At 58.3% G+C, this 19,254-nt stretch carries 16 protein-coding genes; 9 read left to right on the top strand and 7 right to left on the bottom strand.

Annotated elements, in window-relative coordinates; genetic code table 11:
• Window positions 1-294 precede the first annotated feature (294 nt).
• Both ABD982_RS00280 and ABD982_RS00275 read right to left on the bottom strand, forming a co-directional pair.
• The gene (locus ABD982_RS00280; RefSeq protein WP_345443225.1) at window positions 295-1,557 is read right to left on the bottom strand and encodes an MFS transporter; all 1,263 of its coding nucleotides are present in this window, start codon (window positions 1,555-1,557) and stop codon (window positions 295-297) included.
• Window positions 1,554-3,209 (bottom strand): ABC-F family ATP-binding cassette domain-containing protein, encoded by a 1,656-nt coding sequence (locus tag ABD982_RS00275; protein WP_345443222.1) that lies wholly within the window; start codon window positions 3,207-3,209, stop codon window positions 1,554-1,556. The genes ABD982_RS00280 and ABD982_RS00275 overlap by 4 nt, the downstream gene beginning before the upstream one ends.
• A gap of 1,650 nt (window positions 3,210-4,859) precedes the next feature.
• Here ABD982_RS00275 and ABD982_RS00270 point away from each other — a divergent pair.
• Both ABD982_RS00270 and ABD982_RS00265 read left to right on the top strand, forming a co-directional pair.
• The gene (locus tag ABD982_RS00270; protein ID WP_345443219.1) at window positions 4,860-5,270 is read left to right on the top strand and encodes a helix-turn-helix domain-containing protein; all 411 of its coding nucleotides are present in this window, start codon (window positions 4,860-4,862) and stop codon (window positions 5,268-5,270) included.
• A gap of 8 nt (window positions 5,271-5,278) precedes the next feature.
• Window positions 5,279-6,571, top strand: a complete 1,293-nt coding sequence (locus tag ABD982_RS00265) for a type II toxin-antitoxin system HipA family toxin (RefSeq protein WP_345443216.1) — start codon at window positions 5,279-5,281, stop codon at window positions 6,569-6,571.
• Window positions 6,572-6,710: 139 nt separating this feature from the next.
• Here the strand turns inward: ABD982_RS00265 and ABD982_RS00260 are convergent, their stop codons facing one another.
• Window positions 6,711-8,210: a CoA-acylating methylmalonate-semialdehyde dehydrogenase gene (locus tag ABD982_RS00260; protein WP_345443213.1), complete on the bottom strand. Its 1,500-nt coding sequence runs from the start codon at window positions 8,208-8,210 to the stop codon at window positions 6,711-6,713.
• Between the two features lie 213 nt (window positions 8,211-8,423).
• Between ABD982_RS00260 and paaA the strand changes: the two genes are divergently transcribed.
• The 7 genes from paaA (at window position 8,424) to ABD982_RS00225 (ending at window position 14,573) form a co-directional block, all read left to right on the top strand.
• Window positions 8,424-9,434 (top strand): 1,2-phenylacetyl-CoA epoxidase subunit PaaA, encoded by a 1,011-nt coding sequence (gene paaA, locus ABD982_RS00255; protein WP_345443211.1) that lies wholly within the window; start codon window positions 8,424-8,426, stop codon window positions 9,432-9,434.
• A 2-nt stretch (window positions 9,435-9,436) separates the two neighbouring features.
• Window positions 9,437-9,748 (top strand): 1,2-phenylacetyl-CoA epoxidase subunit PaaB, encoded by a 312-nt coding sequence (gene paaB / locus ABD982_RS00250; protein WP_251379621.1) that lies wholly within the window; start codon window positions 9,437-9,439, stop codon window positions 9,746-9,748.
• Window positions 9,745-10,572, top strand: coding sequence for a 1,2-phenylacetyl-CoA epoxidase subunit PaaC (gene paaC / locus ABD982_RS00245; RefSeq protein WP_345443208.1), 828 nt, complete (start codon window positions 9,745-9,747; stop codon window positions 10,570-10,572). The genes paaB and paaC overlap by 4 nt, the downstream gene beginning before the upstream one ends.
• Window positions 10,573-10,761: 189 nt before the next feature.
• Window positions 10,762-11,205 carry a 1,2-phenylacetyl-CoA epoxidase subunit PaaD gene (paaD, locus tag ABD982_RS00240; RefSeq protein WP_345445716.1) on the top strand — a complete coding sequence of 148 codons (444 nt, stop codon included), beginning with the start codon at window positions 10,762-10,764 and terminating at the stop codon, window positions 11,203-11,205.
• A 39-nt stretch (window positions 11,206-11,244) separates the two neighbouring features.
• A complete protein-coding gene (gene paaE / locus ABD982_RS00235; protein ID WP_345443206.1) occupies window positions 11,245-12,393 on the top strand; it encodes a 1,2-phenylacetyl-CoA epoxidase subunit PaaE in 1,149 nt (382 codons plus the stop codon).
• 14 nt (window positions 12,394-12,407) lie between these two features.
• Window positions 12,408-13,178 carry an enoyl-CoA hydratase/isomerase family protein gene (locus tag ABD982_RS00230; RefSeq protein WP_345445714.1) on the top strand — a complete coding sequence of 257 codons (771 nt, stop codon included), beginning with the start codon at window positions 12,408-12,410 and terminating at the stop codon, window positions 13,176-13,178.
• Between the two features lie 225 nt (window positions 13,179-13,403).
• On the top strand, window positions 13,404-14,573 hold the full coding sequence (locus tag ABD982_RS00225; RefSeq protein ID WP_345443203.1) for a hypothetical protein: 1,170 nt from the start codon (window positions 13,404-13,406) through the stop codon (window positions 14,571-14,573).
• Between the two features lie 69 nt (window positions 14,574-14,642).
• Here ABD982_RS00225 and ABD982_RS00220 read toward each other — a convergent pair whose 3' ends face one another.
• The 4 genes from ABD982_RS00220 to hpaE all read right to left on the bottom strand — a co-directional run bounded on the left by ABD982_RS00220 (window position 14,643) and on the right by hpaE (window position 19,236).
• A complete protein-coding gene (locus tag ABD982_RS00220; protein ID WP_345443200.1) occupies window positions 14,643-15,449 on the bottom strand; it encodes an HpcH/HpaI aldolase family protein in 807 nt (268 codons plus the stop codon).
• Window positions 15,434-16,219, bottom strand: a complete 786-nt coding sequence (hpaH, locus tag ABD982_RS00215) for a 2-oxo-hept-4-ene-1,7-dioate hydratase (protein WP_345443197.1) — start codon at window positions 16,217-16,219, stop codon at window positions 15,434-15,436. Before hpaH ends, ABD982_RS00220 begins: the two co-directional genes overlap by 16 nt.
• Before the next feature lie 321 nt (window positions 16,220-16,540).
• The gene (gene hpaD / locus ABD982_RS00210; RefSeq protein ID WP_345443194.1) at window positions 16,541-17,653 is read right to left on the bottom strand and encodes a 3,4-dihydroxyphenylacetate 2,3-dioxygenase; all 1,113 of its coding nucleotides are present in this window, start codon (window positions 17,651-17,653) and stop codon (window positions 16,541-16,543) included.
• A 71-nt stretch (window positions 17,654-17,724) separates the two neighbouring features.
• Window positions 17,725-19,236: a 5-carboxymethyl-2-hydroxymuconate semialdehyde dehydrogenase gene (hpaE, locus tag ABD982_RS00205; protein ID WP_345443191.1), complete on the bottom strand. Its 1,512-nt coding sequence runs from the start codon at window positions 19,234-19,236 to the stop codon at window positions 17,725-17,727.
• Window positions 19,237-19,254: the final 18 nt, after the last annotated feature.

The raw sequence follows: 19,254 nt of genomic DNA, 5'->3' as shown, positions 1-19,254 counted from the left end.
CATGTTGCCAGAACACTTGGTCGATAACGTAGTCGAGATTAAGGCAGATCGTTGTCACGGTCACGAAGCCTTCCGGTTCATAGCCGAACATGGCATTTGACCCCAATGTGATGACGTCTCCAACGTTCGCCTGTTGCACACCCAGCTCGTTGTGCAACAGAACCGATCCGGCACGCACGAAGATCAGCCTCGCGCAGTCTTCTGCGGAGATCGGGCCAGCGGTACGAAAAGTTCGGCTTCGAGCCATTAAAGGCTCGAAGCCGAACGTCCGGGATATTCCCAGAGCCATCGAGGTCAGTCTGCGTCTAGTGGTTGACTGTCCTCGGTCTGGCGCATGCGCCCGGCCAGCAATGCGATCAACGCGAGAGCTGGCGGAATGACTCCCGCAATCACAAAGATGATGGGGATGGGAACCAACAGTGAGAGCGGCCCTGCGATGGCGATTGAGACCGGCATGAACGCGATCGAAACGAAGAAGTCGAGGCTGGCGACTCGGCCGATCATGTCGAGCGGCACCAACCGTTGCAGCAATGTTCCCCACACGACAACGCCAGCCCCGGTGAGTGCACCGACGACAAAGAGCGCGGAGAGCATGAGGATCAAATTGTCGGCAACGCCAATGACCACAAGAGGTAGTGTTCCTCCACCCCAGCACAGGATCATAAACGTCAAGTACCGACGAGGAAGCTTCAACGACGACACGATCAGCGAACCGACAGCCCCACCTATCCCATAGGCGGCCAGAAGGAACCCGAAAGTAGCTTCAGCATCCTCGAATCGGTCGCGGGTGAGGAACGGGAGGAGAACTTCGATCGGGCCTTGGACAATGAGCGCAAGCGAAGACCCGAAGATCAGCGTCCAAAGCAACCAGCGTGTACGAGCCACGTAGGCAACCCCCGCACGAAGGTCACCCCAGACGGTCGGGCGATCCTCGGGAGGAGTGGGCTCAGTGTGTTCGTCACGACGGCTAAGAAACAACGTGATGACGAAAGCAATCGCGTACGAAGCCGCGACGATGACCGCTCCGATAGCGGGGAAGAACATACCGACGATGACTCCACCGAGGGCCGGGCCCAGCCCTTGCCCCATCGATGGACGGAGCGCCCCTTCGAGCCCATTCGCGGCCAGGAGTTGCTCCGGCGGAAGGACCACAGGTAGGTAAGCGCTGTACGCAGGGTAGAAAAAGGCGCTCCCGGCACCCATCGCGAACGAGGCTGCGGCGACGTGCCAAAGTTCGATATTCCCGGTGAGCGACAGGACCGCCACGGCGGTCATGATCGCGGCCGTTGAGCCCTGCACTGTAATGAGAATCCGCCGTTTGGAGAACCGGTCTGCGACAACCCCACCGAGAACGGAGAACGCAAACAGGCCAAGACTCATTCCGGTTGCAACCGCCGACAAGGCAAGTGGGCTGTCATCGAGTGCGAGTACTTGGAAGACCATGACGATCGTCCACATACCGGTCCCGAATACCTCGATGCCGACGGCGGCAAACAGGAGACGGTAATCACGTGATGCCAATGGGTGGAGTGCGCGTAGCTTGATGGTGTTGCTCATACCAGTGCCTCGCCTTCAGCCATCGCCATCAGATGTACATGAGGCCATTGGGCGACATCGCGCAGGAGTTGCCGATCGTGGGTCGACAGTACGACGGCCGCTTGGGTAGCCCCGAGTGCCTCGGTGAGTTCGTCAACGAGCGCGATGGAGAGGTGGTTGGTGGGCTCGTCTAGTAGTAGCACGTGCGGGCGTGCCGCGAGTACGAGCGCCAGATCGAGGCGTCGTTGTTGACCCATCGACAGTTCACCCACTCGTTTGCCTGCCTCGCGCGATCGCAGCAGTCCAAGTTGACCGAGACCGACCGCCTCAGATGATTGAAGCGTTCCTTGACCGACGAGTTCGTCGAGGTGTCGGGCGTATACCTCGTTCGCCCGGCGATCAGGCGGCAGCATCGTCTCCTGACGAAGAAAACCCAAACGCGTGCCACGGGATGTCCGCACTGTTCCCGTATCTGGCAGTAGTTCGCCCGCCGCGATACTCAGGAGCGTCGACTTTCCGGCCCCGTTCGAGCCGGTGACCACGAGCCTGCCGCGGTGCGAGAGTTCGAACGACACTGGCTGCGCTAACCGCCCGGCAAGGCTCACGTTGTCGACGTTTAGTAGCACCGCCCCTTTTCGTGTGGGCAGGTCGGGGAACTGGAATAGCTGCGGTGGTTCAGGTACCGTCACCGCGTGTGCTTCGAGTGCTTCCTGGCGTCGGTGCACGCTCTGCACCAGCCCGCCCGCGCGCGTCGCGCGGCCGTGCTTCTGTGACCCCTTCTCCGGTCGCCAACCCGATACGAGTCGGTTCTGTGCAGCGCTGAGACTGTCCTGCAGCCGGGCTTGTTCCTGCTGCTGGCGGTCGTACTCCTGCTCCCAGCGTTCCCGCTCGGCCACGCGCCCTTCTCGGTATCCCGCGTACCCGTTGCCGTAGATGCGGGGGCGATCATCAGGTGTCGGATCGAGGTCGACCACCGTCTCCGCAATGTCAGAGAGCAGCGCGCGATCGTGGCTGACGATGACGACACCACCGTTGCGCGTGCGGAGTTGCATGGTCAAGAAATCAAGTCCGCTGCGGTCGAGGTGATTGGTGGGCTCGTCCAGCAGTAAGAAATCATCTTCAGCCCCCAACAGGCAGGCCAACCGCACTCGATATCGCTGCCCCACAGACAGATCAGCGAGCAACCGCGTCATGTCGGTTTCGGCGTCGAGTGCTTCGAGCGCGATTTGTACCCGGCGCTCGGCATCCCAAGCGTCGAGCGCTTCCGCATCTTCCAAGGCCGCAGCGTACTGCTCTGCGGCCTCGCTACTCCCTTCCGCGAGAGCGGCAGCGGCGTCGTCGAGTGTGGCCAGCGCTGCGAGCGGTTCGGCGATGGCCTCCGCGACGGCCTGCCCAACGGTTCGGTTGTCGGTGGAGTCCATCTCTTGTTCAGCGAGCCCGAGCGTGCCGATGCGCTGGATCGTTCCACTATCAGGTACCAGCGTGCCCGCGAGCGCGTGCAGAAGTGTGGTCTTTCCGCGCCCGTTCTCTCCGACGATCGCCACACGGGACGCGGGAGTGACGACGAGATCGACATGGTTGAGCACCGGGGTTACGCCTCGCATTACGGAGACGTCGGAAGCGGTGAGTTGCGCGCGATGGCGCGCCGGATGACGGTTAGTAGGGGTAAGCATTCAAATCCTTCAGCAAGGCGCACCACGACGAGCCAAACAGCCAGCGGGCACGCAAATGACGGGGACCCTTCCAGGGTCAGAACGAGCGGCCGTCGCTAGCTCGGAGTTGCTCAACGAGCGCGGTAGGCCTACTCAACCGTCACAGGAAATACAAATGCATACTTCCAGTGTACCCCATAAGGTCGGCAACGCTCAATCCCCACCTCCGCAACCAAGCATGTAAATGTCGATAGCAGTGCCGACCTCTCAAAGCAGACTGCGAAGCGACGCAAGCCACCGCTGGCGCGTCTCTTCCGGTGATTGTGACCGGCCCGACACCTCAGTAGCGAGAGAGAGGTAAAGCCCCACGAGAATCTGTGGACGCAAGTCAGATGTGTCGGCGGGGTCTATGCCGAGGCGGCGAACGTAGGCATCGCGCAGCCGGATGCTAAGTGACTCATGGAGGTAGGCGAGTTGGCGCTGAACGCGCGCATCGTCGCCAAGCTGATTGCGAATCGCCTGTCGTCGCCTGTCCAGTTCGGTCGTCGGGATCAAGAAGAGTTGCGCAGTCGCCCAGTCAAGCGTCTCGATCGCTACAACACCACGCGTCGGCATTCCTGGTGCGGGTATCTCGCTCCAGCAGTGTTTGAGGAGCAATGTCCTGTTACGCTGAGATCTGCTTCCTGATCACATCCCCCGTGTCTACTTTCCGGGGGTCGGGCCAGTATCGCCGCTGCCCTAGCGGCGGTTCCTACTAGCCCGTGGTGGAGACCAGAAAGAAGAGGCCAATATTGATTGGTGCCTCCTTTTTCAGGGGAACGCTACTCATACTTATAGCTACACTGGCATGGGCAGAAATTCTTACCTTCCCGCTCCTTACTCTTTGCCTAGTTCTTATATCCCTTTCAGGAATCGTTTCCGGAGCGGCCAATGGCGTCCACCTACGTGATCTCGTCAGGCAAGAAGATTGGCCGCAGGCTAACGGGAAAATCGAATCACTTGTATGGATAATGTCAGCCCTGGCTACCCCTCTCGGAGGCGTAGTAATTGTTGCTACAAACCCAGGTACCGTCCTGGCCATCAACGGTGCTGCCTATGTATGTTCAGGGGTTCTTATAAGACGCATTCCGCAACAAGAACCTCCCCCTGCACCAAGTAGCGGTGCCAGCGGAAAAGAAAAAATAAGTGAGGTACTGACAGGCTGGCGCAACCTCCTCCTGTGGGCATGTGCCGCACGGTCTCTCTGGGTACCCCTTTTAGCTTTCAGCCCCGGCGGAGCCCCAGGTTTAATATTTATTCTTATCTGTGAATGCGGTCTAATGTTCGCAGCTGGTCTCTTTAACCCGGTCCTCGTCACCTACAGGATGCAGATTGTAGACCGGTCACTATTGGCAAGGGTGGGTTCAGCCTGACCAATATCTGCCGCACTCGTCCAGCCAGTGTTTCTGCTGAGTGGGGCTTTACTCGTGGAATGGCTGGGCACACGCACAGCTATCGGCATCATTGGTGCTTGCAGGCTGCTGTGTATCCCGCTGATTCCTTGGCGTGCTGTCAGAGCCTCATCGTGAGTGAGGCTTAGGAATCTAAATCTCAAATGTTTATGTTCGTAGACTTTTTTAAATGTCTACAAACGTGTACATTTTAAAGAAAAGTATTTAGGGGAACATCACTATGGCACGCGATAAAAGCATCATCTCGTCCCCCCGCGCCCTCGGCGCTTTCATTCATGACGCCCGGATAGAACGTAACCTCACTCAGGAATCTCTTGCCACGCTAGCAGGAGTATCCCGCAGCTGGCTCATCGGCGTTGAGCAAGGAAAACGGCAACGGGCTGAGTTCGACAAAATATTAAATGTTCTTGAGGCCTTGAATATCAACCTGGTACTTGAGCGACAACCAGCAAAACAGACCTTAGCACCAGAGCCCAATGCCTCACAAAACCCTGTGGCAACCCTGGCTCCATCCGATGACATCACCAACATGCTCAAGAACAGCGTTCCGAACTTTGGCCAAGCGTCAGGGATTACGCAAGCGCTCAACCGGCAAAATCAGAAAAATAAAACAGGCAACTCTTCAGAGTAAAGATTCCCATGAAAAAACTTTATGTCGCACTCTATGGGCAGATTGTTGCAGAACTCCAACAAGATGCCTCGGGCACCAAAAAGCTGGTCTACACCACAGAGGCAAAACCAACGGCGGAGCTCTCAGTCGCCCTGCCCTACAGAAAAAGCCCATACCCCAAAAAGCAAACCATGCCCTTCATCGAAGGTCTCATCCCAGAAGGCGAATCAGTCCGGCAATCCTTAGCTCGCGAATACAATCTATCCTCCTGGAAAAACCCCTTTGGCATCTTGGAAAAGATAGGGCTAGAGTGCGCCGGAGCTGTACAGTTCATTACCCCTGAAGATATGGAACATTACCCTAATCTACAGGGAGAGCTTATCCCCGTATCACGTCAGGACATAGAAAATCGTCTCCAACGCCTTAACACGACACCTGGAAAGTCATGGCAGACAGACCGCGAACGCTGGTCACTAGCGGGGGCTCAAAGTAAGTTTGCTCTCCACTTCAATCAAGGACAGTGGTATGAGGCTACTGGCGCCCAGCCAACTACCCACATTTTTAAACCCGGAATTTACGACCTCAAAGATCAGGCACTTAATGAACACCTCTGCCTTAGAGCGCTGGGAGAACTCGGGCTCCCAGTAGCTCAAAGCAGCTACCAAGAGTTTGGTCAACAAGCTGCCATCGTTATTAAGAGATATGATCGTCTACGCCTCCCTAATGGATTTGTCGTCCGCCTACATCAGGAAGATATATGCCAGGCGCTCTCTGCCTTACCAGAGAAAAAATATGAATCTTCGGGTGGACCCTCGGCAGTGCAAATCATTCGGCTATTGCAGCAAGTTTGCCCTCAAGAAGATACTGAAACGTTTATCCAAGGACTCATCGCTAACTATCTCCTAGGAGCTCCTGACGCGCATGCAAAGAATTATTCACTGCTACACCTGCCAGATGGTGTAACCCGTTTAGCACCTTTTTACGATGTGGCTTCAGGTATACCCTATGAGCACCTTTCGAGTAACGGCATTCCAGGTAAGAATGATGGTCTTGAGAAAGCTGCGATGGCGATTGGCGGGGAACGCCGTTTTGGAAAAATAACGAGAAAACACTGGAACAAGTTCGCGCAGGCTACTGGAGTTAATGAAGAACGACTACGCGAGACTGTTGAATATATGTGCGTCCACCTTCCTCAAACTTTAGAAAAAGTATGCCTTGAGGAACAAGCCGCTCTAGGTAAGAGTGAATTGGCACAGCGTTTGATTCCTGGTATTAAGCAGATGTGTGACACAACGCTGACGATGCTGGATAGAGATTACTGATTAGGACAGCCAGGGGCAGAGCCGAACCCAGATCAAGAGATTAGAAGGCTCTAGCCGGTACTGAAAACTGCTGTCTATAAATATAGAAAGTGGCCCTCACCTGAAGGTGGGGCCCCTTCTTGTTCCACGTGAATCGGGGCTAGTTGCCGGTCGGCATCACGAAGCTGGCGCCCTCCTTGATGCCGGAAGGCCAGCGGGAGGTCACCGTCTTGGTCTTGGTGTAGAAGCGGAAAGCGTCGGGGCCGTGCTGGTTTAGATCACCAAAGCCAGACGCCTTCCAGCCACCGAAAGTGTAGTAGGCGATGGGCACCGGAATGGGCACATTGACGCCCACCATGCCCACCTCAACGCGGCGGGCAAACTCGCGGGCGGTATCACCGTCGCGGGTGTAAATAGCGACACCGTTACCGAACTCGTGGTTGCTGGGCAGAGCCAGGGCCTCTTCAAAGGTTTCAGCGCGCACCACGGTCAGCACGGGGCCAAAGATTTCCTCTCGGTAGATAGACATCTCGGGGGTGACATGGTCAAAGAGAGTGGCGCCTACGAAGTATCCGCCCTCATAGCCCTCCACCTTAACGCCGCGCCCGTCTACCAGCAGGGAGGCACCCTCCTTCTCACCGGCGGCAATGTAGCCTTCGATGCGCTCCAAGGCCGACTTAGCTACTACAGGCCCAAAATCAGCCTGGGGATCCAGGCTGTGACCTACCTTCAGGCCACCGATGCGCTCCTGCAATTTTGACACCAGGGTGTCCGCGGTCTGCTGGCCCACCGGCACCGCCACAGAAATCGCCATGCAGCGCTCACCGGCAGAACCAAAGGCAGCACCCAGCAGGGCGTCCGCTGCCTGGTCCAGGTCAGCGTCCGGCATGATAATCAGGTGGTTCTTTGCGCCACCAAAGCACTGGGCGCGCTTACCGGTGCGGGCAGCGTGCTCGTAGATGCTCTGGGCAATGGGGGTAGAGCCTACGAAACCGACTGCCTTGATGCGGGGGTCGTCCAGCAGGGTGTCTACTGCTTCTTTATCGCCGTTGACCACGTTGAAGATGCCATCCGGCAGACCAGCCTCGGTCCACAGTTCTGCCAGGCGCAAAGGTACTGAGGGGTCACGCTCTGAAGGCTTGAGCACGAAGGCGTTACCTGCGGCAATGGCGGGGCCGCACTTCCACAGGGGAATCATGGCGGGAAAGTTAAAGGGGGTAATGCCAGCAACCACACCTAGAGGCTGGCGCATGGAGTAAACATCGATGCCGGTGCCTACCGCATCCGAGTACTCGCCCTTAAGCAGATGGGGTGCAGCAGTAGCGAACTCGACAACATCCAAGCCACGCTGGATGTCACCGTGAGCGTCAGCAATCGTCTTGCCGTGCTCTAGTGAGAGCAGTTCAGCCAGCTCATCGGCATTCTCATTGACCAGGTCAACAAAACGGTGCAGGACGCGGGCACGCTTCTGCGGGTTAGTTTCTGCCCAGCCAGTTTGCGCTTTAGCAGCATTGGTAATAACCTCGCGCACTTCATCGGCACTGGCTAGAGGCACCTGAGCTTGTACCTGCCCGGTACTGGGGTTGTAAACATCGGCGTAACGGCCGGAGGCACCTTCACGGTGGGCGCCGCCGACGTAGTGGGTTAGCTGCTTCGTCATCGAAGCCTCCTCTTCTCTAGATGTGCACCAACTCACATTGGGCATGAACCCCAGGCTACCCAAGGCACCCGGCGGACGGTAGAGGTAGGTAGAAATAAGTCATGCAGTCTCTAGGTCTTTACTTGACGCCAGTTACATAAATATATATTCTGAACGAACGGTCAGTAATTATTGGTGCAGGGGTTTCCCCTTCTCATCACACAAGGAACTTTCATGACTTCAACAGAGAAGACTCCCACCCTTTCACCGGTCGCAGACGCACCTGCCGCCGGCGCCTCTCATGAAGCTGAGCAGGCCTACTTCGACGCTCTCATCACTGAGGATTCTCGCGTAGAACCCCGGGACTGGATGCCCGAGAAATACCGCAAGACCCTCACCCGTCAGGTCTCCCAGCACGCCCACTCCGAAATCATCGGAATGCAGCCCGAAGCCAACTGGATTACTCGCGCTCCCTCGCTCAAGCGCAAGACTATCCTCATGGCCAAGGTGCAGGACGAGGCAGGTCACGGTCTTTACCTCTACTCCGCCGCAGAGACCCTGGGCACCCCCCGCCACGTCCTCAACGAGCAGCTGCTAGAGGGTCGCGCCAAGTACTCATCCATCTTCAACTACCCCGCCCGCACCTGGGCAGACATGGGTGCTATCGGCTGGCTGGTGGACGGCGCCGCTATCTGCAACCAGGTGCCCCTCTGCCGTGCGTCCTACGGCCCTTACGGCCGCGCCATGGTTCGTATCTGTAAGGAAGAGTCCTTCCACCAGCGTCAGGGCTGGGAGATCCTCTACGAGCTCTCCCACGGCACCGAGGCGCAGAAGAAGATGGCCCAGGACGCCGTCAACCGCTTCTACGGCCCCGCCCTGCAGATGTTCGGCCCCCCAGATGCCGACTCCCCTAACTCCCAGCAGTCCATGAACTGGAACATCAAGCGCTTCTCTAACGACGAGCTGCGCCAGCGTTTCGTGGACATGATGGTCCCCCAGGCTGAAGCTCTCGGGTTGACCCTGCCTGACCCGGACATCAAGTGGAACGAAGAACGCGGCCACTACGACTACGGGCCGCTGGACTGGGACGAATTCCACTCCGTCATCCAGGGCAAAGGCCCCTGCAACGTTCAGCGCATGCAGCGCCGCCGTGCAGCTCACGACGAAGGCGCCTGGGTGCGCGAAGCAGCCGCCGAATACGCCCGCAAAAACGCAGAACAGCACGCAGAACTCATGGGAGCATAACCATGTCAGAGAACATCACACACCTGCCCGAATCCAACGAGTGGCCCCTCTGGGAGGTCTTCGTACGGTCATCCCGCGGCCTGTCTCACGTGCACGCAGGTTCACTGCACGCACCCGATGCCACCATGGCACTGCGTAACGCCCGCGACCTCTACACCCGCCGTAATGAGGGCACCAGCGTCTGGGTTGTCCCGGCAGAAGCGATCCTGGCATCGGACCCCGACTCCAAGGGTGGCTTCTTTGAGTCAGCTCAGGGCAAGAGCTACCGCCACGCCACCTACTACACCAAGAGCGAAGGGGTGAAGCACCTGTGAGCTACGCTTCCTTCGAATCAGCGACCCGCCACAGCGAGGGCGAATCCATCATCGCTGAAGACATCGCGACCTCAGGTGTGCAGGCGAGTGAAGCAGTAGCCCGATACGCCCTAGCACTGGGTGATGACGCCCTGATGCTGGGCCAGCGACTAGCTCACTGGATTTCGCGCGCACCCGAGCTGGAGGAAGACATCGCTCTAGGCAACATTGCCCTGGACCTGATTGGCCACGCCCGCTTCTTTCTCACCTACGCAGGCACCGCCTGGGGTAAGACCGAGGACGACTTAGCCTACTTCCGCGACGAAGAAGAATTCCGCTCGGTTCGTCTGGCGGAGCAGGAGAACGGTGATTTCGGGCAGACTATCGCCCGCCAGCTCATCTTCAGCTACTACCAGTACGAGCTTTACACCGAGCTGATGAAGTCTGAGGACCCCACCCTGGCAGCCATCGCAGCCAAGGCCCTCAAAGAGGTGGAGTACCACCAGGATCATGCCACCGCCTGGGCACTGCGCCTGGGCATCGGTACCGAGGAAGCCAACCGCCGTCTGCAGGAGGGCCTTTACTACATGTGGCCCTACATCGATGAGCTCTTTTACAACTTTGAACCCGTAGCAGAACTGCCCGGTGTTGCCGTGGTTCCCTCCACCCTGCGCGCACGCTTTGAGGAGCGTCTGCACGCCACCATCGCAGAAGCCCAGTTGCAGGTGCCCGACGTGCCCCAGGCACGCGGCGGCGATCGCTCCGGTGCCATGAGTGAACACCGCGGTCACATTCTGACCGAACTGCAGGTTCTAGCACGCGCCCACCCCGGCGCCACCTGGTAAACCCGCCCCACCCCGTCCCGTCACAAGGAGGTGACCCGCGTGCGCAGCAGCGAAGAGGCAAGCGCCGGTGTTGATTTCAGTTTTGGTTTTGATACTGATTCTGGCTACCGCGCGCCGTCCCTAGAAACCGAGAGCAGCGTCCCCGCACCTGTTGGCTCAGACGCCGCCCTCTGGGAAACTGCGGCGCACGTGGCAGACCCCGAAATTCCTGTGCTTTCAATTGCTGACCTTGGGATTCTTCGGGCCGCCTACTACAGCGAGGACGGGGTGCCGCAGGTGGTCATTACCCCCACCTACTCCGGTTGCCCCGCCATGGACGCGATCACCAGCAACATTCGCAGAGTCTTTGCCCAGCACCAGATACCAGAACCCGCAGTGCAACTGGTTCTCTCACCGGCGTGGAGCACCGACTGGATGAGTGAAGCAGGTAGGGCACGGCTTGAGGCCTACGGTATTGCCCCTCCCACCGGCAAAGCTGCAGCAGGCCGCGTCCACCTGGGCATGGCCGTCAAGTGCCCCCGCTGCCACTCCCTGGCCACCGAAGAACTCACCCGTTTCGGGTCCACCTCCTGCAAGGCGCTCTACCGCTGCCGCGACTGCCAGGAACCCTTTGACTACTTCAAGGTTCACTAGCTGAACCTCTTCACAGAACGTACAGATAAGAGAAAAGCCATGACTGAGACAGCGCGCCGCCGGGCGTCCTTCAACACTCTGACCGTCAGCCAGGTACGCCCCCTGACCAAGGATTCGGTAGAGGTAACCTTCGAGGTGCCCGAACACCTGATCGAGGATTACAACTACGCTCCCGGCCAGTACGTCGCCCTGCGTGCCACCATTGACGGCCAAGAGGTGCGCCGCTCCTACTCCATCTGTGCTGAGCCTGTCCCCGGTGAAATCCGAGTGGCTATTAAGCGCGACTTGGGCGGCCTTTTCTCTAACTGGGCCAACGACACCTTAGCCGCCGGCTATCAGATCGATGTTATGAACCCTCAGGGTGCTTTCGTCTCCAAGGGCAACATCACCAGCTTGAATGAACCCCAGAAAATCGCTGAGGACGCCAAGGCGGTAGGCGGGGAGCACATGGTTGCTTTCGCAGCAGGCTCAGGTATCACCCCCATCATAGCCATTGCCCGCACCGTGCTGAAAGCCAGCGAAAACAGCACCTTTGACCTGGTCTACGCCAATAAGTCAGCCCTGGATGTGATGTTCGCTGAAGAGGTGGGCGACCTCAAGGACAAATACCCCACCCGCTTTGCTGTGCACCACATGCTTTCCCGCGAACAGCGCGTCAACCCACTGATGAGCGGCCGTATTGACGACGAAAAACTCAACACTATTCTCGATTACGTGATTCAGGTGGATAAGGCTGACGAGTGGTTCCTCTGCGGCCCCTTCGAGCTAGTTCAGCTCTGCCGCGACACCCTGGCTGAGCGCGGCGTCCCCGAGGAAAACGTACGTTTTGAGCTCTTCACGACCGGCCGCCCCGAGGCTCCTGCCGGTCAGCACGGCAAGGCTGTTGAGGTTGACCCCGGCGGCAATAACTACTCCATCGCCTTCACCTTGGACGGTACCAGCGGTTCTGTGGAATCCCCCGTCTCAGCGAACGAAACCATCTTGAACGCTGCCCTGCGCGTCCGTGCCGACGTACCTTTCGCCTGCGCCGGCGGTGTGTGTGGCACCTGCCGCGCCAAGGTGATTGATGGTGAGGTTGAGATGGCAGAGAACTACGCCCTTGAAAAGGACGAGGTGGATGCCGGTTACGTTCTGACCTGCCAGGCTCGCCCCTGCACCGACAAGGTCACCGTAGACTTCGACGCCTAGGAACAGCCATGAGCATGATTGAACTGACTATCACCGACAACGTTGCCGAGGTGGTGCTGAACGGCCCCGAAAAAATGAACTCTCTCAATGAGACTGCCCTCGCTGACCTTTCAGCTGCCTATGACGAGGCAGCTGAGGCAGGCGCCCGCGCTCTGCTCTTGCGCGGTGAAGGCAGGGGTTTCTGCGCCGGGCGTGACATCGCCGGGCTGGTGCCTGCTGAAGACGACGCCTACGGTTACCTCTCTCATAAGGTGACTCCCCTACTGCAGAAGATAAGTGCCTTCCCTGCCCCCACCTTTGCCGCGGTGCAGGGTGCTTGCCTGGGTGTGGGGCTGGGTCTGGCGATTGCCACGGACGTAGTCTACGTGGCTGAAAACGCCAAGATTGGCTCACCCTTTGCCAACCTGGGGGCAACCCTGGACTCTGGCGGGCATGCCCTCTTTGTGGAGCGTCTGGGTGCCCACCGTGCCCTAGACCTGATTTATACCGCCGACCTAATCTCTGGTGCTGAAGCTGTTGCCGCGGGGCTCTTTAGCCGGGCGGTGCCTGCCACTGAACTGTTGGACTTTACCCGCGAGAAGGTAGCCCGCGTGGCTGCCGGCGCAACCGGTGCCTTCCTGGCGTCCAAGCAGCTGGTGGCGCAGGTGCGTGATCAGCGCGTGGGGCTCTGGGAGTCCGTTGAGGCAGAGAACCGCGCCCAAGGCGACCTCTGCAACTCAGCGGACTACGCCGAAGGTTTCGCAGCCTTCACGGAGAAGCGCAAGCCGGTCTTTAGGGGCATCTAGTTTTTTCTTGCTTTCACCAAAGAGCAAGAACTCGGGGCCGCCGCTAGTAGCCCACGTCGGCAGAGCCGGGGTCTGTAGTCCACATATCAGCTCACCATCTGCAATAAATCGCTTCGTGGATACTGACCGGTCGGGCAAGAGATTACAGCAAGTATAAGTTCACAAAACGTCTATACAAATAAGTCTTTGTACAAACTTCTACCTACAAAGTTTTATGATGAGGTTATGAGTGATAAAGATTCCTTCTCTCCTGCTGACGGAGAAATTACAGTAATTGAAGAGGAAAAGGGTCTCGCTCTTTTCGGAGACCCTCAAGCGGTTGAAGCTTGGCTAAGCGCTAATGGTATTGCATCACAGCCAATTGGTTCTGCTTTTAATAAGGCAATACACTCAGCTGGGGTTACTACAACTGAGGCAATGAACTTGGTGGAGCAATCCGGTAGATGGGTGAAGCTCACTAAAGAATCGGCTGCACTAGCTAAGGCTACCAACGCTACAAGCGGAGTCGCACGTGCTAGTAACGGACAAATCATCAAGCATCTGAAGTTTGCCCAAATTGGTGGGCTATTCACTCCTGCTGGCGTAGCTGTGCTCGGCAGTATTCTCGCACAGAAAGCCCTCGAACAGTCAATATCTGAAATTTCAGAATACCTAGAGGTTATTGATGCCAAAATCGATGACCTAATTCAAGATCAAAAAGATAATGTAATTTCCGAACTTTTCTCACTTAGACATGCTGTTGAAGAAGCATACATTATCCGTAAGGAGACAGGCTTTGTATCTTCTACAACATGGTCCAAGGTAGCGTCATGTGGGGCAGCCGCTACTAAAGTGCAGAAATACGCCCTACAAAAGATTCAGGGCCTTGCTCAAAAAATTCAGATAGCCAAAACTGCCGCAGATCTCAGAACCTCGACAGATGCACTTAGCGGTGAAATTGCCGGCTGGCTCATGGCTTTAGGGAATGCAGTAATGATCCAGGACCAGCTTGCAGTTATCGAACTTGACCGAGTGCTTGAAGAGTCCCCGGAAGCCCTAGAACAGCATCGGGAGGGGTTGAAGCTCGCTCGTAACCACCGTATCGCGGAAATTGAGTCAACGCTTCTGGAGCTTGGCAGCCAACTTGGCCCAGCGTGGGAAACTGCACAAGAGATGCAATTCAGAAATCCTATCGCTGTGAAGAAAATCTTTGCAGGGATCGGTGCCGTAGACAAAAACTTAGACACTTTTGCCCAGGCCTTAGAGCTACAGGAAAACTTATGGAGCGAGTCAGAAGTTTTTGGTTGGAAAGTCGCCGCAGGTGCTAAAGCCACAGAAACGATGGATGGAATAAAAAACGTTGCCCGCAAGATTCCCAAGGTAGAGGTCAAGTTAAAGCGACGCGACTCAGAATAGGAATAGGCGAAAAACGAACCCGGGAAGAAAATTACTTTCTTCCCGGGTTCTTCCTTTACGCTCCGGGACCTAGTAGCCCACGTCCGCCGAGCCACCTGCGGCTGAATCAATGAACTGGGCTGCCAGCTTCTTAGACTCCAGAGCCAACAGCTGCACGTCAGCGGCCACCAGAATAAAATCAGCACCGGCAGCCAGGTAGTCTTCTGCCTGCGCCGGGTCAAAGGCGTTGAGACCCACCTTGATACCAGCTTCGTGCGCCACCGTGATGACGCTCTTAACCGCCGCCACTACGTCCGGGTGGTTCTGCTGGCCCAGCAGTCCCATGGACGCCGCCAAATCTGAAGGCCCCACAAAGACGCCCGCCAGCCCTTTGACGGCACAAATCTCGCGGGCATTGGCCACTGCCGCGGCAGATTCAATCTGCACAAAGAGCGAAATGTACTGCTCAGCATCGGTCAGATAACCGGCGACGCCACCCCAGCGGGCAGAGCGGGAGAGGGCAGAGCCCACCCCGCGCACCCCTGCAGGAGGGTAGCGGGTGGCCGCAACGGCGTCCTGCGCCATCCGGGCATCATCCACCATAGGAATCAAAATGTTCTGGGCACCAGCATCCAAAAACTGCTTGATGGTGGCAGTATCGAGCTGGGGCAGGCGCACCATGGTGTGCACCGGGTAGGCCGCCGTGACCTGCAGAAGCTGCTGGGTGGTTTCCAGGCTAAGCACCCCGTGCTCACCATCAATCAGCAACCAGTCAAAGCCAGAACCGGCACAAATCTCAGCCGCCACATGCGAACCTGAACAGACCCACATGCCCACCGCCGGGCGTCCTAGCGTATCGAGGGTGTGGGCGAAGGGCGGGTTTAGACGAAGCGACACGTGATGGCCCCCAAATCACCGTAATCTGCGTGCACGGTATCGCCGGGGTGAACCCACATGGGCTTGGTGAAGGAGCCCGCCAGAATAATCTCGCCAGCCTTTAGACTGTCACCGTGCGCCGCCAGCTTATTCACCAACCAGACCACGCCGTTAGCGGGATGGTTGAGCACGGCAGCTGCCACACCGGTGTCCTCGATGGTCTCGTTGCGGTAGAGCAGGGCAGAAACCCAGCGCAGGTCGACGGATGCCGGGTCAACCGGGTTACCGCCCACCACCATGGCACCCAGAGCAGCGTTGTCGCTGATGGTATCCACGATGGTACGCCCCTGCATCTCAATCCGTGAGGAGAGAATTTCAAGTGCCGGGACCACATATTCGGTTGCTCGCAGCACATCAAAAATGGTGACGTTGGGGCCTACTAAGTCCTCTTTGAGAACGAAGGCCAGTTCCACCTCAATACGAACATTGGAATACTGGCTGTGCTCAATGACCGACCCGTTCTCGTATATCTGGTCAGCAAAAATTGCACCGTAGTCAGGCTCAGTGATACCGGTAGCCTCCTGCATCACCTTGGAGGTCAGACCAATCTTGCGCCCCGCCAACCGGCGCCCCGCAGCTTCACCGCGGGCACGCCAGGTGTTTTGCACCGCGTAAGAGTCCTCCACGGTCATCTCAGGGTAGGTGGCGGTCAGCCGCGGAATCATGGTGCGGTTGGCCTCAGCCGCCGCCAGGTTATCAGCGATTTTGGTCAGTTGTTCTTGCGTAAGCATGAGGTTTCCTTCTGTTAGAACGGCGGGTGGGCGAGGGTACACAGTTCTTGAACGGTGAATGGACGCGCTTCCGTCAGCTGACCCTCTCACGTCTCGCCCTGGGGGGCTCGCCGTGATTCATGCCAGACCCAGCCAGCTGACGTACAGCGCGCCCATTCACCTACAGGTCCGGCAACCAGCGGGAGGGATGCGGGGATATGCTTGCAGCCGGCTGGCTCGGGGCTGGCGTGAATCACGCGTGAGCGCTAGCGAACCCGTGAGAGGGTCAGCCGGCAAAAGCATATCCCCGCGTTCCGCCTCTATGTCCCTGGTGAGACGAGGTTAGAGCTGGTTGCCCAGCTTGAATTCGCCCTTCTTCCAGTCGGGCATGGACTCGTCGCCGTCTTCGGCGCGGGTGTAGGAGAAGCCGTCAGCGCCGATGGTCTGTGCCATTTCGGAGTCATCGGTGCGTTCTACCAGGGGTACCAGGTTGCCGTCGAGGTCCAGCACGCGGGAGGCGTCGGTGTACCAGGAGGGTACGACGGGGGTGCCCCACCAGTCGCGGCGCTGGTTGTCGTGGACGTCCCAGGTGACGCGGGGGTTATCGGGGTCGCCGGTGTAGTAGTCCTGGGTGTAGATTTCGACGCGGTGGCCGTCGGGGTCGCGTAGGTAGAGGTAGAAGGCGTTGGAGACGCCGTGGCGGCCGGGGCCGCGTTCGATGGCGTCGGACATGCGCAGGGCACCGAGCTTGTCGCAGATGGCGAGGATGTTGTGCTTTTCGTGGGTTGCGAAGGCAACGTGGTGCATGCGGGGGCCGTCGCCGCCGGTCATGGCGGTGTCGTGGACGGTAGGCTTGCGGCGCATCCAGGCGGCGTAGGCGGTGCCAGCTTCGTCTTGGATGTCTTCGGTGACGCGGAAGCCGAGGTCTTCCATGTATTTGACGGCGGTGGGGACGTCGGGGGTGACCTGGTTGAAGTGGTCCAGGCGAACGAGGGCGCCGGGGGTGTGCAGGTCGTAGCGCCAGGCTAGGCGTTCTACGTGTTCGACGTCGTAGAAGAATTCGTAGGGGAAGCCGAGGGGGTCTTGGACGCGTACGGAGTCGCCCAGGCCCTTGACGAAGCCGTCCTTGTTGCGGCGTACCTGGCAGCCACGGGCGGAGTAGAACTTCTCTGCCTTGTCCAGGTCTTCGGGGGTGCGCACGCGATAGGAGAAGGCTGCGACGGCGGCAGTCTCGCCATTGCGCAGAATCAGGTTGTGGTGGATGAACTCTTCGATGGAGCGCAGGTAGATGGTGTTCTCGTCTTCTTCGGTGACGACCAGACCGAGCACATCAACGTAGAAGTTGCGGGAGCGTTCGAGGTCGGTGACCACGAGTTCCATGGAGGCGCAGCGCAGCACGTCCGGGGCGTCGGCGTCGGGTTCGATGACGGGGTAGTCAACAAAGGTGGGTGACATGTGGTTTCGCTTTCTGTGGGTGCCCGGTGCGGCGCTACGTTGCGGCGAACCGGGCGGGGGGGGGGTGTGTGTTAGTCGGCTTTGCCGAAGACAGGGTTGTGTACTTCGCCCAGGTTGATGTGCACTGCCTGCTGGTCGGTGTAGAAGTCGATGGAGCGGTAGCCGCCTTCGTGGCCCAGACCGGATGCCTTGACACCGCCGAAGGGGGTGCGTAGGTCGCGCACATTGTTGGAGTTGAGCCAGACCATGCCCGCTTCGACTGCGTGTGAGAAGTTGTGGGCGCGCTGCAGGTTGGAGGTCCAGATGTAGGCGGCCAGGCCGTACTTGGTGTTATTGGCAAGTTCCAGAGCTTCTTCATCGGTGTCGAAGGGGGTGATGGCGACGACGGGGCCGAAGATTTCTTCCTGGAAGATGCGGGCGTCGGGGGCGACGTCGGCAAAGACGGTGGGCTGCACAAAGTTGCCTTCTTCAAAGCCTTCGGGGCGGCCGCCGCCGGCGACCAGGCGGCCTTCGGTCTTGCCGATTTCGACGTAGGACATGACCTTTTCGAAGTGTTCGGGGTGAACCAGGGCGCCGACTTCGGTGGCGGGGTCTGAGGGAAGGCCAACCTTGACGCGCTTGGCCTGGGCTGCGTAGCGCTCCACAAACTCGTCATAGATGCTGCGCTGAACCAGGATGCGGGAGCCTGCGGTGCAACGTTCACCGTTGAGGGAGAAGACACCGAAGATGGTGGCGTTGATGGCGGTCTCTAGATCTGCGTCCTCAAAGACAACGGCGGGTGATTTGCCACCCAGTTCCATGGAAAGGCCCTTCAGGAAGGGGGCGGAGTTAGCGAAGATGATCTGACCGGTTTTGGATTCACCGGTGAAGGAGATCAGGGGGACGTCGGGGTGCTTGACCAGGGCGTCACCTGCGGTTTCGCCAAAGCCGTTAACCAGGTTGAAGACACCTGCGGGCAGACCTGCTTCTTCAAAGATTCCTGCCCACAGGGAGGCTGAGAGGGGGGTAAATTCTGCGGGCTTGAGCACCACGGTGTTGCCGGTGGCCAGGGCGGGTGCCAGCTTCCAGGATTCCAGCATGAAGGGGGTATTCCAGGGGGTAATCAGACCGGCTACACCGATGGGCTTGCGATTGACGTAGTTGACCTGGCGGCCGGGCACCTTGAAGGTGTCGTCAGACTGGGCGACGATCAGATCTGCGAAGAAGCGGAAGTTCTCTGCGGCGCGGCGTGCCTGGCCCTTTGCCTGGGTGATGGGCAGGCCGGAGTCGTAGGATTCCATTTCTGCTAGCTGCTGCTCGCGGGATTTTACAATGTCTGCGATCGTGGTCAGGACGCGCGCACGTTCGCGCGGTAGCATGCCGGGCCAGGGGCCGTTCTTGAAGGCGTCGTTAGCTGCTGCAACGGCTGCTTCGATGTCTTCCTTCTTGCCGCTTGCTGCGGTGATGTAGGGCTGGTTGGTGACGGGGTTGAGCACCTCAAAGGTATCGCCGTCGATGGAGTCAACGAACGTACCGTTGATGTAGTGCTGAATTTTCTCAGGCAGACCTGTTGGCTGGCCGGTTTTATTGGTGTAGTCGCTCACGGGTAACTCCTTTGTTCA

Origin of the sequence: Rothia endophytica (assembly GCF_039543885.1) — a bacterium.
GTDB lineage: Bacteria > Actinomycetota > Actinomycetes > Actinomycetales > Micrococcaceae > Rothia > Rothia endophytica.
The sequence above is the reverse complement of the archived record's forward strand: the minus strand, read 5'-3'. Positions and strand labels throughout refer to the sequence as shown.

Coding starts and splice junctions, on each gene's coding strand:
- hpaH (WP_345443197.1), bottom strand. CDS start 16,219: ATGCTTACGCAAGAACAACTGACCAAAATCGCTGATAACCTGGCGGCG.
- ABD982_RS00275 (WP_345443222.1), bottom strand. CDS start 3,209: ATGCTTACCCCTACTAACCGTCATCCGGCGCGCCATCGCGCGCAACTC.
- ABD982_RS00230 (WP_345445714.1), top strand. CDS start 12,408: ATGATTGAACTGACTATCACCGACAACGTTGCCGAGGTGGTGCTGAAC.
- hpaD (WP_345443194.1), bottom strand. CDS start 17,653: ATGTCACCCACCTTTGTTGACTACCCCGTCATCGAACCCGACGCCGAC.
- ABD982_RS00225 (WP_345443203.1), top strand. CDS start 13,404: ATGAGTGATAAAGATTCCTTCTCTCCTGCTGACGGAGAAATTACAGTA.
- ABD982_RS00280 (WP_345443225.1), bottom strand. CDS start 1,557: ATGAGCAACACCATCAAGCTACGCGCACTCCACCCATTGGCATCACGT.
- ABD982_RS00270 (WP_345443219.1), top strand. CDS start 4,860: ATGGCACGCGATAAAAGCATCATCTCGTCCCCCCGCGCCCTCGGCGCT.
- ABD982_RS00260 (WP_345443213.1), bottom strand. CDS start 8,210: ATGACGAAGCAGCTAACCCACTACGTCGGCGGCGCCCACCGTGAAGGT.
- paaB (WP_251379621.1), top strand. CDS start 9,437: ATGTCAGAGAACATCACACACCTGCCCGAATCCAACGAGTGGCCCCTC.
- paaA (WP_345443211.1), top strand. CDS start 8,424: ATGACTTCAACAGAGAAGACTCCCACCCTTTCACCGGTCGCAGACGCA.
- paaE (WP_345443206.1), top strand. CDS start 11,245: ATGACTGAGACAGCGCGCCGCCGGGCGTCCTTCAACACTCTGACCGTC.
- ABD982_RS00265 (WP_345443216.1), top strand. CDS start 5,279: ATGAAAAAACTTTATGTCGCACTCTATGGGCAGATTGTTGCAGAACTC.